At 64.5% G+C, this 13,539-nt stretch carries 15 protein-coding genes; 9 read left to right on the forward strand and 6 right to left on the reverse strand.

All coding sequences use genetic code 11. The features are described 5' to 3' along the window. Positions 1-34: 34 nt before the first annotated feature. The gene (locus ACIQWO_RS19150; protein ID WP_402827533.1) at positions 35-1,759 is read right to left on the reverse strand and encodes an autotransporter assembly complex family protein; all 1,725 of its coding nucleotides are present in this window, start codon (positions 1,757-1,759) and stop codon (positions 35-37) included. Positions 1,760-2,185: 426 nt separating this feature from the next. Between ACIQWO_RS19150 and ACIQWO_RS19155 the strand changes: the two genes are divergently transcribed. From ACIQWO_RS19155 to panD, 4 genes are all read left to right on the forward strand, one after another. Beyond that, a complete protein-coding gene (locus ACIQWO_RS19155; protein WP_150577487.1) occupies positions 2,186-2,368 on the forward strand; it encodes a DUF3460 family protein in 183 nt (60 codons plus the stop codon). Between the two features lie 306 nt (positions 2,369-2,674). After that, positions 2,675-3,502 carry a segregation and condensation protein A gene (locus ACIQWO_RS19160; RefSeq protein WP_402828233.1) on the forward strand — a complete coding sequence of 276 codons (828 nt, stop codon included), beginning with the start codon at positions 2,675-2,677 and terminating at the stop codon, positions 3,500-3,502. 7 nt (positions 3,503-3,509) lie between these two features. Further along, positions 3,510-4,346, forward strand: coding sequence for a pantoate--beta-alanine ligase (gene panC / locus ACIQWO_RS19165; RefSeq protein WP_402827536.1), 837 nt, complete (start codon positions 3,510-3,512; stop codon positions 4,344-4,346). A gap of 161 nt (positions 4,347-4,507) precedes the next feature. Beyond that, positions 4,508-4,930 (forward strand): aspartate 1-decarboxylase, encoded by a 423-nt coding sequence (gene panD / locus ACIQWO_RS19170; protein WP_374625210.1) that lies wholly within the window; start codon positions 4,508-4,510, stop codon positions 4,928-4,930. Between the two features lie 70 nt (positions 4,931-5,000). On the opposite strand, the gene ACIQWO_RS19175 is transcribed toward panD, so the two are convergent. Both ACIQWO_RS19175 and ACIQWO_RS19180 read right to left on the reverse strand, forming a co-directional pair. Next, positions 5,001-5,630 (reverse strand): AAA family ATPase, encoded by a 630-nt coding sequence (locus tag ACIQWO_RS19175; RefSeq protein ID WP_402827541.1) that lies wholly within the window; start codon positions 5,628-5,630, stop codon positions 5,001-5,003. Positions 5,631-5,760: 130 nt separating this feature from the next. After that, positions 5,761-7,281, reverse strand: a complete 1,521-nt coding sequence (locus ACIQWO_RS19180) for a cobyric acid synthase (RefSeq protein ID WP_402827544.1) — start codon at positions 7,279-7,281, stop codon at positions 5,761-5,763. A 40-nt stretch (positions 7,282-7,321) separates the two neighbouring features. On the opposite strand from ACIQWO_RS19180, the gene cobU reads away from it, so the two are divergent. From cobU to ACIQWO_RS19200, 4 genes are all read left to right on the forward strand, one after another. Continuing rightward, positions 7,322-7,888 carry a bifunctional adenosylcobinamide kinase/adenosylcobinamide-phosphate guanylyltransferase gene (gene cobU, locus ACIQWO_RS19185; protein WP_402827547.1) on the forward strand — a complete coding sequence of 189 codons (567 nt, stop codon included), beginning with the start codon at positions 7,322-7,324 and terminating at the stop codon, positions 7,886-7,888. A 23-nt stretch (positions 7,889-7,911) separates the two neighbouring features. After that, positions 7,912-8,892: an adenosylcobinamide-phosphate synthase CbiB gene (gene cbiB, locus ACIQWO_RS19190; RefSeq protein ID WP_402827550.1), complete on the forward strand. Its 981-nt coding sequence runs from the start codon at positions 7,912-7,914 to the stop codon at positions 8,890-8,892. A 17-nt stretch (positions 8,893-8,909) separates the two neighbouring features. Beyond that, complete coding sequence (gene cobD / locus ACIQWO_RS19195; RefSeq protein WP_402827553.1) at positions 8,910-9,992, forward strand: threonine-phosphate decarboxylase CobD; 1,083 nt, start codon at positions 8,910-8,912, stop codon at positions 9,990-9,992. 250 nt (positions 9,993-10,242) lie between these two features. After that, positions 10,243-10,473: a hypothetical protein gene (locus ACIQWO_RS19200; RefSeq protein WP_233328394.1), complete on the forward strand. Its 231-nt coding sequence runs from the start codon at positions 10,243-10,245 to the stop codon at positions 10,471-10,473. Between the two features lie 122 nt (positions 10,474-10,595). Here the strand turns inward: ACIQWO_RS19200 and ACIQWO_RS19205 are convergent, their stop codons facing one another. Beyond that, complete coding sequence (locus tag ACIQWO_RS19205; RefSeq protein ID WP_402827558.1) at positions 10,596-10,763, reverse strand: hypothetical protein; 168 nt, start codon at positions 10,761-10,763, stop codon at positions 10,596-10,598. 252 nt (positions 10,764-11,015) lie between these two features. Between ACIQWO_RS19205 and ACIQWO_RS19210 the strand changes: the two genes are divergently transcribed. Beyond that, positions 11,016-11,972 carry a cobalamin-binding protein gene (locus ACIQWO_RS19210; RefSeq protein WP_402827561.1) on the forward strand — a complete coding sequence of 319 codons (957 nt, stop codon included), beginning with the start codon at positions 11,016-11,018 and terminating at the stop codon, positions 11,970-11,972. Positions 11,973-12,057: 85 nt separating this feature from the next. Here ACIQWO_RS19210 and cobC read toward each other — a convergent pair whose 3' ends face one another. Together cobC and ACIQWO_RS19220 are read right to left on the reverse strand one after the other, a co-directional pair. After that, positions 12,058-12,669 carry an alpha-ribazole phosphatase family protein gene (gene cobC / locus ACIQWO_RS19215; protein WP_402827564.1) on the reverse strand — a complete coding sequence of 204 codons (612 nt, stop codon included), beginning with the start codon at positions 12,667-12,669 and terminating at the stop codon, positions 12,058-12,060. Then, positions 12,660-13,511, reverse strand: coding sequence for an adenosylcobinamide-GDP ribazoletransferase (locus ACIQWO_RS19220; protein ID WP_402827567.1), 852 nt, complete (start codon positions 13,509-13,511; stop codon positions 12,660-12,662). Before ACIQWO_RS19220 ends, cobC begins: the two co-directional genes overlap by 10 nt. Positions 13,512-13,539: the final 28 nt, after the last annotated feature.

Here is a 13,539-nt window from a genome sequence, read left to right on the forward strand (position 1 = left end):
GTCGGCCTCAAGGTGTTGAGCAGCATCGTCATCATCAGAAGGCCACCCCCAGCGAGATCGACGGACGGAAGCGCCGATCATGCACGCCATATCCGAGGTCGAGGTTCACCGGGCCGACAGGGCTACGCCAGCGCACCCCCAAACCGACGCCGTGATACAGCGGCGTTGGATGTCGGTAATCGTCGGTCGCCGTCCCCACGTCCCAGAACACCGCGCCACCCCAGTCGCGCGTGACCCAGCGCTGATATTCGAGGCTTGCCGTCGCGAGGTACTTCGTCGGGAAGGTCGTGCCATTCTGCTGACGGCCGATGCTCTGATACGTGTAGCCACGAATCGACGACGTGCCGCCCGCGAAGAACAACAGCGACGACGGAATGCGGTTGCTGTTGCCGTTCGTCAGTACCGCCCCGAGTTCCAGGCGCGCCAGCACGAGATCGCGCTGTCCCACCGGGAAGTACTGGCGAATACGGCCGTAGAGCCGCGCGAAACTCTGATCGGTCAGCAAGGGCTTTGCGGCAAAGCCGAGCTGCGTGTTGATGATGTTGCCCTTGCGCGGAAAGATCAGGTCGTCCACGTCGCGACGGTTCCACGAGAACGCGGGCACGAGTGCCTTATTGAGGAAACGCTCGCCACCGTCCGGACGCTCGTCCGTGCGATAGAAGTCCAGCGTGTAAGCCCAGTCGTAGCGCTCGCGCGAACGCGCACGCTTGATGCCGACCTGCGTCGAGCGCTGGTCGAGACCGTTCAGATACGTACGATCGAACGACCCGCGCAGGCTGTTGGTGTACGCGTTCTCGTCAGGCGGCATGCCGATCTCGGCGTAGCCGCCCTGCCGGTACTGTTCGAGACGCGCTTGCGTGTCGAACGTCCACGCCTTGCCGAACAGGTTGTAGTACGAGTAGCGCCCGTTGATGCTCGCGCCCGTGTCCGTCGTGTAGCCGACACCGCTTTGCACCCGCTGCTGGGGGAATTCGCGCACTTTCACTTCCACCGGCGCGAGTTCGGCCTTCGACGGGTCTTCCGTCACGGCAATGATCACGTTGGAAAAGTACGGCGTGGCCTGAATCTGGCGTTGCAGTTCCTGCAAGCGGTCCGCGTCGAAGGCCTCGCCCTCGGACAGCGGATTGACGTTGCGGATGATCTGCTCGGGATAACGACGCGTACCGGTGATCACCAGCGGTCCGAGCGTGAACGGCGGGCCGCTCTCATAGGTCGCGGCGAGCGAGGCAGCCTCATTGTCGGCGTCGACGACGGCGCGCGAGAACGTCATCTTCGCGGCGTGATAGCGCTTCTGGCCCAGTTGGAACAGCGTGTCGTTCTTCGCCTTGTCCCAGTCGGACTGGCGAAAGGGGGCGTCGACTGGCAATTCCCAGGCGTTGCGCAACTGCTCGACGCGCTGCGGATCCTGCTCGGCTACGGGGCCGGTGAACTTGAGGTCGACGTCCTTGATATGCGTACGGGGGCCCGCCTCGACCTTGATGTCGACATCGCGCTTGCCGTTGATGGTCGCGACATCCACATGGGTGACGGGCGAGAAATAGCCTTCCGTGGACGTCAGCTCCTGCACCTGCTCGCCGATGGTGGCCACGATGTGCTCGAACTGGGCCTCGCCGATGTCGTCGCGCGAGGCATAGCGCACGACGTCGAGGTTGTCCTTCAGGAGCTTGGCGATGTCTTTGGGCGCGTCGACACGCACCCGATAGTCAGCTTGCGCCAGACCGGGTGCGCACAGGCCGCAAGCCAGCGCCGCCAGGCTCACCAGCCGGGTAGGCAGGCTCCTAACGCGCAGGAGATGCGGGAATGGGCGTACTAGTGGAGGTACTAATGAGCGAACTAATGGGCGTACTGAAATGCGCACGCCAAAGCGACGGCCAGCGTCGTGTCCGGATTTGATCTGCGAGACGGTCAAAACCTTCCTTGGAAATGTCGCCGCCGGTGGTCCGGCGTGCCGTGAGGGGTGCTCAAACGCACGATGCCCGCCAGCATGGCACAACGAGACACCGCGCATTGCGTATGTGACTCGTATTTGAACATATCCGGGAGTGCGGTTCACCCATGCGGCGTAAATTCGGGCGAATTGCCCAAAACGCCAAAACACCGAACGCCGACGGGTTTGCGGTAGAATCTGCGTCGATTGGCACCGTCAGGACGGTGCCGCTTTTGCCTATTTTTCAAGCAATCGACCATGTACGAGTCCGACATCACCCAATTCATCAAGCAACTCAAGACCGAGAAGCCGACGCTGGAAGCGGAGCAACGCAAGGGTCGTTCCCTGCTGTGGGACAAGCAACCGATTGATATGGAAGAGCGCAGCCGCGCCCAGCAATCGCGTGTGGCCCAGCAGCCGTACGTCTACCAAAGCGAGTAAATCGCCGCTCTCCGGCCGAGTTCCGCATTGAATCCGAGTACGCCCGACGATCCGTCGTTCACGCCCGACCCGATCCCCGAGATCGCGCCGGTGCCTGAGCACGTCGATCCCGTAGCGAGCGATGCGGCCGACCCGGCGCCGGACGATGGCCGAAACGACGGTTCGTCGGCAAATCCGGCCCAAGGCGAGTCTGTCGAAGCTGACACGGCCCACGCCGACGCCCCCGAAGGCGCAACTGGCGAAGCGACACCCGCCGCAACGCCGCGCTCGGGCGGTGCGAGTGGCACCGGCAGTTCGGCCACCGAGCTGCCTGCCCCGCACGACGGGCAGGACTCCACGCCCGATACGGTCGACGGTGTAGCGCGTGCACGTCTGTACGGCGAGCCGCTGTTCGCACTGCCGAACGATCTCTACATCCCGCCGGACGCCCTCGAAATCTTCCTCGAAGCCTTCGAAGGCCCGCTCGACTTGTTGCTGTATCTGATCCGCAAGCAGAACTTCAACGTGCTCGACATTCCGATGGCGCAGGTCACAAAGCAGTACCTGCTCTATGTGGAACAGATCCGCCGGACCAATCTGGAACTGGCGTCCGAGTATCTGCTGATGGCGGCGATGCTCATCGAGATCAAGTCGCGCATGCTGCTGCCGGTGAAGAAGGCCGACACCGGCGAGGAAGCGGAAGATCCGCGCGCCGAACTGGTGCGTCGTCTGCTGGAGTACGAGCAGATGAAGCTTGCTGCGCAAAAGATCGATACGCTGCCGGTACTTGGCCGCGACTTCCTGCGCTCGCAGGTCTACATCGAACAAAGCCTTCAGCCGCGCTTTCCCGATGTAGACGCCGAAGACCTGCGCGCCGCGTGGGCCGAGGTGCTGCGTCGCGCCAAGCTTGTTCAGCATCACAAGATTTCTCGCGAAGAACTGTCGGTGCGCGAGCACATGAGCCAGATTCTGCGACGACTGCAAGGCGCGCGTTTCATGGAGTTCACCGAACTCTTCGACGTCACGCGCGGCGTGCCGGTGGTGGTGGTCAACTTCATCGCCATGCTCGAACTCACGCGCGAGTCGCTGCTGGAGATCACGCAGGCCGAGCCGTTTGCGCCGATCTACGTCCGCCTGACTTACACCCCAAACTGAGCGCCCCATGAAAGTCATCCCCTCGATTCACGAACTGCGCGACCAACTGCGCGGACAGAATCGCGTCGCCTTCGTGCCCACGATGGGCAATCTCCACGAAGGCCACCTCTCGCTCATGCGACTCGCACGCCAGCACGGCGATCCGGTCGTGGCCAGCATTTTCGTGAACCGTCTGCAATTCGGGCCGAACGAGGACTTCGACAAGTACCCGCGCACGATGATGGACGACATCGAGAAGCTCACGCGCGAGAACGTCTACGTGCTGTTTTCGCCAGACGAGAAGGAGATGTATCCGGAGCCGCAGGAATACCGCGTCGAGCCGCCGCATGATCTGGGCGACATTCTCGAAGGCGAGTTCCGCCCCGGCTTCTTCAAGGGTGTATGCACGGTCGTGACCAAGCTGTTCTCGTGTGTGCAGCCGCGCGTGGCCGTGTTCGGCAAGAAGGACTACCAGCAACTGATGATCGTGCGCAGCATGTGCCGTCAGTTCGCCCTGCCCATCGAGATCATTGCGGCCGAGACGGTGCGCGCCGACGACGGCCTCGCCCTGTCCTCGCGCAACCGCTATCTGTCGGACGCCGAGCGCACTGAGGCGCCGCAGTTGTACCGTCTCCTGAACGAAATCCGCGATACCGTGAACGGCGGTAACACCGATTACGCAGCACTCGAAGCCTCGGCCATGAAGACGCTGACCGAGCGCGGCTGGAAGCCGGACTACGTGTCGATTCGCCAGCGCGCCAACCTGCGCGTGCCCGCCCCCGGCGCGGCACCGGCGGACAGCCTGGTGGTGCTCGCCGCCGCCAAGCTGGGCGCAACGCGTCTGATCGACAACCTCGAAATTTGAGCGCCGGGCCCACCGCGCACGGTCGAGCCACCAGCACGACCGACGCGAAGGGCTCCAGGCGCAAGCCGTGCGCGTTTCGGCACTTCGCCGATTCCGCGCGCACATTGTTCGTCGCGCTGCGTGCGCGGCATCGCAACACATCGCAACACAAGAGGCACGCCATGTACCGCACCATGCTCAAGTCGAAGATCCACCGCGCCACCGTAACGCATTGCGAATTGCATTACGAAGGCTCGTGCGCGATCGACGAGAACCTGCTCGAAGCCTCGGGCCTTGTCGAAAATGAGCAAATCGACATCTTCAACGTCAACAACGGCGAACGCTTCACGACCTACGCCATTCGCGGCGAGCGCGGCAGCGGCATGATCTCGCTCAACGGCGCGGCCGCACGTCGCGCACAGCTCGGCGACATCGTGATCATCGTGTCGTACGCACAAGTCGAGGAAAAGGACGTGCTGGCGGGCTTCAAGCCCAAGCTGGTGTTCGTCGACGAGAAGAACGTGCAGAAGGGCGAGCGCGATCACGTGCCCCTGCAAGCGTGGGAAGAAACCCGCGCCTTCGAAGCCGCTCAGGCTGCGAAGTGAGGCGACGCGCCGGATACCGGCGCGCCCAAAGAAAAAGGGACCCGCGGGTCCCTTTTTTGTCTCTATACGGTCACGCAGACTTCGCCACGAACTCGGTGATGCCGTCCCACTGCGGCAGGTCGCGCTCGACGCGCCCCGGCGCCACGTCCCACAACGTCAACCCATGCGCGGCGAGCTGCACGTAGTTCTGCGTGTTACGCAGCATGCCGAGCACCGGCAGGCCCGCCTCCTCGCAGTAACGCGAGAGCTGATCGGCCGCCCGGGTGCGGGCGTCCACACGCATCCCGACCACCCCGATGCGCACGTCGCCCTGACGCACCGCCTTCTCTTCGCCCAGCTTCTGCAGAAAATCGCGTGTGGCGAGGATATCGAAGATCGACGGTTGCAACGGCACCAGAATGTGGTCCGCGAGCTTGAGGATCGAATCGAGACGCTTGCCGTGCAAACCCGCAGGCGTATCGAGCACGGCGTGCGTGGTGCCCTTGGGCGGACGGGCCACCTCGTTGTGATCGACATCCCAGGTGGCAATCGGACGCAGCGCCGGTGGACGCAGCCCCAGCCAGGCGCGCGAGGACTGCTGACGATCCGTGTCGCCCAGCATGACGGCATGGCCCTGCGCGGCGAGATAGCCCGCCAGATTCGTCGCCAGCGTGCTCTTGCCCACGCCACCCTTTGGATTCGCCACCACAATCACCGGCATTGCAGACTCCCCGAGGTCGATTTTCGCCAATATTACAACGGGTCGATGACGGTGCCGCTTCCGCCGGGCCAGATCGACTTCCGGCCGGACCTCAGCCCGTCGTCCAGACACACACCAACCCGCCTTCCCGCTAGCGCAGACACGCCCACACGCGCGGCAAATCCAGATGCGCGGCAAACGCGTCGGCCAACCGGTCGAGCGACGCCTCGCGCAGCGCGTTGTAGTCCTGCACCGCCAGATCGCGTGCGCCCGCCCACGTAAGCAGTGCTTGCAGTGCCTCGGGGGTGTCGAACAGGCCATGCAGATACGTCCCCATGACCTGATCGTCGGCTGAGCGGGCACCGTCGGCGACCGGGCCCTGCGCGCCTTGTGCGTCACCCTCCAGCCAGACAGCAGGACGCGCGAGCGCCGCCCCGCGCGTCACACCCATGTGAATCTCATAGCCGTTCACCGGGGCGTCGCCAGCGGTGAGATGTCCGGCCACCACGCGCAGTTGCTTCTGCGTCTCCATCGTAGTCTCGATCTCCAGCCAGCCGAGACCCGAGGTCGTGCCTGCGTCGCCCTCGAGTCCGAGCGGATCGTGAATCGCGGCACCGAGCATCTGCAAGCCGCCGCAGATGCCCAGCACTTTGCCGCCATATCGCAGATGCCGCGCTATCGCCGATTCCCAGCCTTGTGCGCGCAACCACGCGAGATCGGCGCGCACGTGCTTGCTGCCGGGAAGGATCACAAGATCGCTGGCGGGCCAAGTCTCGCCCGCACCGACGTAACGGAAATCGACTTGCGGATGCGCACGCAAAGCGTCGAAATCGGTGTGATTGCTGATGCGCGGCAAGGCGGGCACGGTCACGCGCAGACGCGTCTCGCCGCTTGCGGCCTTGTGACGCTCACCGGGCAGCATGTCCTCGCCGTCGAGATGCAACCCGTGCAGGTATGGCAACACGCCCAGCACCGGGATGCCCGTCTTCGTCTCCAACCATTCCAGCCCGCTCGTGAGCAGCGACGGATCGCCGCGAAAGCGATTGATGACGAAGCCCTTGATGCGCGCACGTTCGCTGTCCGACAGACACGCGAGCGTGCCGATCAATTGCGCGAAGACGCCTCCCCGGTCGATGTCGGCCACGAGCAGCACCGGAGCATCGACCGCCTCGGCGAAGCCCATGTTCGCGATGTCGCGCGCGCGCAGATTCACCTCGGCCGGGCTGCCTGCGCCCTCGACCAGCACCGCGTCGTACCCCGCGCGCAGACGCTCGTACGCGGCCAGCACCGCCGCCATCGCGCGAGGCTTGTATTCCTGATACGCACGCGCATCGAGATCGGCCACGACCTTGCCGCCGATGATGACCTGTGCCCCCCGGTCGCTGCTCGGCTTGAGCAGCACAGGATTGAAGTCGGTATGCGGGGCGACGCCTGCCGCTTGCGCTTGCAACGCTTGTGCGCGTCCGATCTCGCCGCCGTCGGCCGTCACAGCACTGTTGAGCGCCATGTTCTGCGGTTTGAAAGGGGCGACGCGCACGCCCTCGCGATATAGCAGACGACAAAGTCCGGCGACGACCGTGCTCTTGCCCGCATCCGACGACGTCCCCTGAATCATCAGGGTGCCGCGACGCGGGCTGGCAAGCGCTTCGAATTTGACAGGGATTTCACTCATGACGCGGATTATCGCATCGGGCGCTCGTACAATATCCGCCATGACCGACCTCGTTCCGAACTCCCCCGATCTCACCTTCGTGCTCGGCGGCGCGCGCTCCGGCAAGAGTGCCTTTGCCGAACGTCTCGCCGCGCAGAGCGGCCTGCCCGTGACCTATGTCGCGACGGCCGCCGTGACCGGCGAGCCCGAGATGCAGGCGCGCATTGCGCATCACCGGGCGAGCCGTCCGGGGCATTGGGAAACGGTGGAAGCCGGACGCGAGCTATCGCGCACACTGAGGGACGCCGCACGGGACGGCCATTGCGTGCTTGTCGACTGCTTGCCGCTGTGGCTCGCGGGCTGGCTGTGTCCACCAGACGATCATCCCGAGGGACCGGCGACGGATGCACAGTGGCAAAGCGTCGTCGACACGCTCGCGCAGACGCTGCTATCGCTGCCTGGCAAGATCGTCGTCGTCAGCAATGAGATCGGACTGGGCGTGATCCCGATGGGCTCGGTCACGCGACGTTATGTCGATGAACTCGGACGTCTCAACCAGCGTGTCGCCGCGCTGGCACCGCACGTGCGCTTTGTGGTCGCCGGGCTGCCGATGGCCGTCAAGGGATAAGAGAGAAAAGGAGTCACTCGCCGATGCTCACAGGACTCGCGCCCGAATCGCTCTGGCTCGCCGCATTGATCGGCGTGTTGCTCGACGCCTGGCTCGGCGAGCCACGACGGTGGCACCCGCTGGTCGGCTTCGGCTATATCGCCAACGGTGTGGAGGCATGGCTCAACGATCCCGAAGTGCGCGACAAGCCGTTCAGCGCCATGACGCGTGGCGCGTGGGCGTGGTGCATCATGCTCGTGATTCCCGTACTGATCGCGTGGGCGCTGACGTTCTTGCCCGGCTGGGGTGGCATCGTCTGGCAAGCACTGGCGTTGTACGCGGCGCTCGGCGCCCGCAGTCTGCGCGAACATGTCATGCCCATTGCGCACGCGCTGCGCGACGGCGATCTGACACAGGCCCGCACCCTCACGGCGCGCATCGTCTCGCGCGATACGGAAGACGCGAACGCGTCCGATCTCGCGCGCGCCGCCGTCGAATCGACGCTGGAGAACGGCAACGACGCCATCTTCGGCGCGCTCTTCTGGTTCGCCATTGCCGGTGCGCCCGGCGTCGTGCTGTTTCGTCTGGCCAATACGCTCGACGCGATGTGGGGCTATCGCACCGACAAGTTTCTGTACTTCGGCCGACCGGCGGCGCGCATCGACGACGTCCTCAACTGGATTCCCGCGCGATTGACGGCCGCGAGCTACGCGATTTTCGGCGACGTGGCGCGTGCCACCGATTGCTGGCGTACGCAGGCTAGCGCGTGGTCCAGCCCCAATGCCGGTCCCGTGATGGCCGCCGGTGCGGGCAGCCTCGGCGTTCAGCTCGGCGGACCCGCGCGATATCACGGCGAGTGGGAGACGCGTCCGCCGCTTGGCTGCGGCATGGAACCCTCCGCACAACACATCAAGGCCGCTTGGCGGCTGATCTCCCGCTCCATGTGGATGTGGCTGATCGTCACCGGCGCGCTCGCGCTGTTCGCTGCGTCGCAGGCCGATGCCATGCCCACCACACTGCTGTAACTGTCTTTCCGAACGTCATGTCTGCATCACCCGCTGCACCCGCACCATCAGCCTCATCGTCTGCCTCCGACGCCCCGCGCCACGGCGGCAATCTCGGCGAAGCCATCCGCCGGTTTGGACGTCCTCGCGAAGACTGGCTGGATCTGTCGACCGGTATCAATCCCGTGGGGTATCCGGTGCCGATGCCGCCGCCGGATGTCTGGCGCGATCTTCCCGACGCCTTCGACGACCTGCGCGATGTCGCCGCCCGCTATTACGGCGTACCGGTGGAAACCGTGGTGCCCTGCGCGGGTTCGCAGGCGGTCATCCGCACGCTGCCCACGCTGCTTCGTCCGGGACGCGTCGTCGTCGCATCGCTCACCTACAGCGAGTACGCACCGGCGTTCGCGCACGCCGGACACACGCTAGTCCCGTGGCTCGGACCGGAAGCGGGCTTGCCGGATGTCGACTACCTCGTCTGGGTCAATCCCGACAATCCGACGACGCGATCCGTCGCGCGTGAGACGCTCGCCCAATGGCAAGCACAACTGGCCGCGCGCGGCGGCATGCTGATCGTCGACGAAGCCTTTGCGGACGTATCCCCCGCCGCGTCGATGACTCCCCACGCGAGCGAAGAAGGCCTCGTCATCCTGCGCTCGGTCGGAAAGTTCTTCGGATTGGCGGGGATCCGCGCGGGCTTCGCGTTGTGCCCTGAAGGGCTTGGCAAACGTCTGACCGAACGGCTCGGTGCATGGACGGTCAGCGGCCCGGCAAGGTTCGCAGTGCGAACAGCCCTGAGCGACACGACATGGCAACTCGCGACGCGGGAACGTTTGTTGCAGGAGGGTGAACGACTGTTATCGCTATTGCGCGACCATCACTGGCCAACGGTTGGCACACCGCTATTTGCCTGGACGCCACATGCGCATGCACCGCAATGGCACGAACAACTGGCTGAACAAGGCGTATGGACGCGCTTGTTCGATGCACGCCCGATCTCGTCGGGGGATGGCGTCCAGACGCTGCCAAGCCTGCGTCTGGGCCTGCCAGCGACCGAAGACGAATGGCGGCGACTGGCGGGTGCGCTGACGGCGCTGCGTCCCGGATTCCGTCCCAAATGACGTTTTCGGGAACTGGCGCTGACAGGACCCATCCAAATTTCCCGTTATGCTTCCGAACGGGTGTACGTTGCCCGGGGATATCCGAGAGACTGCCGAGGGACTGCTTACGCGGTATTAAATAACGGGTATTCCTGCCGTTTTCGTTACAAATTGAAGCATTTCTGCAACAAATGCACACAGTCATCGCCGAAAGGCGCCGCTAGACTGAAGGTTCTTTCGCAAGGGCTTTCCCAATTAAAAGGACGACCAAATGAAAAAACTGCCGCTGTTGCTCGCCACGCTTCTGACCGCCACTGTTGTGACGGTGGGTTGCTCCAAGAAGGAAGACCAGTCGGCCGCTCCGGCCGCCGACACGACCGCACCGGCTGCTGCCAGCGATGCAGGTGGCGGCGCCATGAGCGCCCCGGCATCGGATGCAGGTGCCATGAGCGCTCCGGCATCGGACGCAGGTGCCGCAGCCCCGGCTCCGGCATCGAACTAACGCAGCACTGCGTTAGACACTGCGCCCCCTGAACGCTTCGGCGTCAGGGGGCGCAGTCATTTGGGTCGACGTGTTCGTGTCGATACGTTGGATCGACGCGTTATCAAGCGCTATCTCACCCCTTATCTCACCACAGCCACACCGGCGTCGAGCACGCCATAGGCTTGCACCTTGCTAGTGCTCGTTGCACTGCTTCCCGAACCAGAACCGCCACCCGGCGCAGCGCACCCGGCGAGCATCGCGACCACCACGAGCGCCGCAGCGCCCACCATTCCCAAGTTTCGTTTCACGACTTCGACTCCTTCAGTTCTGTCCGGCTCGGCTGACATGCCGCCGAATGCTACGCATCATTCGACAGTCGTTACGTGACATCGGTTCGCAGGACGGTCTTTCAAACGCTTGTCGCCGCGCCTCAACCCGCAGAAAATGACGGGTCCGTGGCGGGAATGATCTCATTTTTAGACGTTTCCTTTGTTGGAGCGTCTCGCACCCGCCAGCCCATACACCCGCCTCGCTTCGCGTTCATCGAACGCATCGCCCCCATGTCGCTGACTTCGCTGCCCCGCCCGGCCATGCTCACCCGCCTTCGCGTTCAGGCACTTGCTCTCGCCTTCGCCTGCCTCGCAGGTGCGCCCCTGTCCGGCGCGCACGCCGCCGTTTCCGTGAAGGACGACTCCGGTGCGACTGTCACCCTGCCCGCCCCGGCGCAGCGCGTGGTCAGTCTGTCGCCGCACGCCACCGAGTTGCTGTTCGCCGCCGGTGCGGGCGACAAGGTCGTGGGGGTCGTGAAGTACTCCGACTATCCGGAGGCGGCGCAGCGCCTGCCGCACGTGGGCGACAATAGCGCGCTCGATCTCGAACGCATTCTCGCGCTCAAGCCCGATCTGCTTGTCGTGTGGATGCATGGCAACTCACAGCGTCAAGTCGAGGCGCTGCGTCAGTTGAAGTTGCCCGTGTTCTATTCGGAACCGAAGCATCTGACGGATCTGCCTGCGGCCATTGAGACGCTCGGGACGCTGATGGGCACGCCTGCCAAGGCCAAGGTATCGGCCGAGGCCTTCCGCACGCGCTATGAAGCGTTACGCAAGCAATATGCGTCGCGTGCGCCGGTGCCGGTGTTCTATCAGGTGTGGACGCAGCCGCTCATGACGCTGAACGGCACGCATATGGTGAGTGACGTGATCCGCCTGTGCGGCGGTGTGAACGTCTTCGCGGACGAATCGGCGCTGGTGCCGCGCGTGTCCATCGAAGCGGTGCTGGCCAAAGCGCCGGAAGCGATGTTCACCGCGACGCCCGGGGCCAAGAAGTCCGACAAGCCACTGGCCACGCTGGATAACTGGCGCAAGTGGCCGCAACTCCCGGCCGTCGCGCACAACAATCTGTTCGGCATCGACGGCGACCTCATCAACCGTCCCAGCCCGCGCATTCTCGACGGCGCACGCACGATGTGCGAAGACCTCGATATCGCTCGGTCGCGTCGGACGGCAGCAGCGAAGTAAAGGGCATAGCGAAGACAATGCCACGCGCGATGTCGCGTGGCGCATCCGCACGTGGAGCGCTGTAATGCAATAACGCAGCGGACGTCTAGCCGTTCCAGCGAACCAGCCGCGCCTGAGCGTCGTCGGCGATATGCAGATGGCAGATGCCGCCGAAGTCGAGCGTCCACGACAGGCACGCCGTCGTCGGCAGGCGTAGTGCGGTCGCCGTGTGCAGCCGAATCGGGCCTGCGTGGGCGACGGCAACATGCACCGCGTCCTTCGCTGTATGTTCATCGGCCCCGTCACCGCGCAATCCCCTCGCCCACGCGTCCACGCGCACTGCGATGTTTCGCGCCGACTCGCCACCGGGCGGCGAGAAGCCTGAAACGTCGCGGGCCCACGCATCCAGATCGTGATGATCGATGGCGTCCCACGACTGCATTTCCCACGCCCCGAAATCCATCTCGGCCAGACGCGCATCCTGCGTCACAGGCAACCCGAACGACGCGGCCAGGACATCCGCCGCACGACGGGCGCGTTGCAAAGGGCTGCTATGGATGGCGACCGGCGTCCGGCCATCGAGTAACGCAACAAGTCTCGCCTGCATCGACGCCACGGTCGCGTCGAAACGCGAGGCATCGACCGGCAAGTCCGTGCGGCCATAGCAGACGTTCGACGCCACATCGGGCTGCGGATGACGCACCAGAATCAGATCCATGCGCACACCGTGAGATAGAGCGCAAGTTCGCCGAGTTGCTGCGCGAAGCCCAGTGTGTCGCCGGTGTAGCCACCGAGGCGTCGGCGTAGATAGCGGATGAATGCAGCGCGCAGTGCTATCAAGACCACCACGCCCGTCACACCGGCGCGCCAATCGGGCCACACCCACCACGGCGCACTGCATAGCACGCCGAACATCAGTCCGCCGAGACTCAGCCGTTGTGCCACCGGCTTCGCCTTGCCTTCGGGATGTACGTAGTCGAGTGCACGCAGCAGACTGATCGCCATGCTGCGACTCGCCGCATGTGCGCCGATCAGCACCACGGCAAAGCCGCCCCACCCGACCGACGCCTGAATGTCGACGAGCGCCTGCCACTTGACCGCCAGCGCCAGCCACAGTGCCACAGCGCCGTAAGTCCCGATGCGCGAATCGTGCATGATCTCCAGCACGCGTTCGCGCTCGAACGCCCCGCCGAATGCGTCGACGGAATCCGCCAGTCCGTCTTCGTGAAACGCGCCCGTGAGCAGCACGCTCACAGCAAGCCCCAGCGCAATGGCGAGATGCGGCGACCAGACGTGTCCCATCGCGACCGTCAGCAACGCCACCAGCGCACCGACGAATACGCCGACGAGCGGAAAATAACGCGTCGCCGCGTTCAGTTGCTCAGGCGAGTAACCGACCCACTGCGGAATCGGCACACGCGTGAAGAAGCCGAGCGCGGTCAGGAACAGACGCAACTGCCCCCGGAATCCGCCGAACGACACCGGCGCACGATCCTGCACCACAGGCACGCGCGTCTGCGGTACGGTGTCGTCGGACGGGTCAGGGGCGGAGGTCGTCATTCGTGAGTCGTCTCGTACTCAGTCGATG

Origin of the sequence: Pandoraea sp. NPDC090278 (assembly GCF_044772185.1) — a bacterium.
In the GTDB taxonomy this organism is placed as follows: domain Bacteria; phylum Pseudomonadota; class Gammaproteobacteria; order Burkholderiales; family Burkholderiaceae; genus Pandoraea.

Bases quoted from the DNA above. Each gene is read 5' to 3' on its own strand.
- ACIQWO_RS19200 (WP_233328394.1), top strand. From the start codon at position 10,243: ATGAAAAAACTGCCGCTGTTGCTCGCCACGCTTCTGACCGCCACTGTT.
- ACIQWO_RS19210 (WP_402827561.1), top strand. From the start codon at position 11,016: ATGTCGCTGACTTCGCTGCCCCGCCCGGCCATGCTCACCCGCCTTCGC.
- panC (WP_402827536.1), top strand. From the start codon at position 3,510: ATGAAAGTCATCCCCTCGATTCACGAACTGCGCGACCAACTGCGCGGA.
- ACIQWO_RS19155 (WP_150577487.1), top strand. From the start codon at position 2,186: ATGTACGAGTCCGACATCACCCAATTCATCAAGCAACTCAAGACCGAG.
- panD (WP_374625210.1), top strand. From the start codon at position 4,508: ATGTACCGCACCATGCTCAAGTCGAAGATCCACCGCGCCACCGTAACG.
- cobC (WP_402827564.1), bottom strand. From the start codon at position 12,669: ATGGATCTGATTCTGGTGCGTCATCCGCAGCCCGATGTGGCGTCGAAC.
- ACIQWO_RS19180 (WP_402827544.1), bottom strand. From the start codon at position 7,281: ATGAGTGAAATCCCTGTCAAATTCGAAGCGCTTGCCAGCCCGCGTCGC.
- cobD (WP_402827553.1), top strand. From the start codon at position 8,910: ATGTCTGCATCACCCGCTGCACCCGCACCATCAGCCTCATCGTCTGCC.
- ACIQWO_RS19220 (WP_402827567.1), bottom strand. From the start codon at position 13,511: ATGACGACCTCCGCCCCTGACCCGTCCGACGACACCGTACCGCAGACG.
- ACIQWO_RS19175 (WP_402827541.1), bottom strand. From the start codon at position 5,630: ATGCCGGTGATTGTGGTGGCGAATCCAAAGGGTGGCGTGGGCAAGAGC.
- cobU (WP_402827547.1), top strand. From the start codon at position 7,322: ATGACCGACCTCGTTCCGAACTCCCCCGATCTCACCTTCGTGCTCGGC.
- cbiB (WP_402827550.1), top strand. From the start codon at position 7,912: ATGCTCACAGGACTCGCGCCCGAATCGCTCTGGCTCGCCGCATTGATC.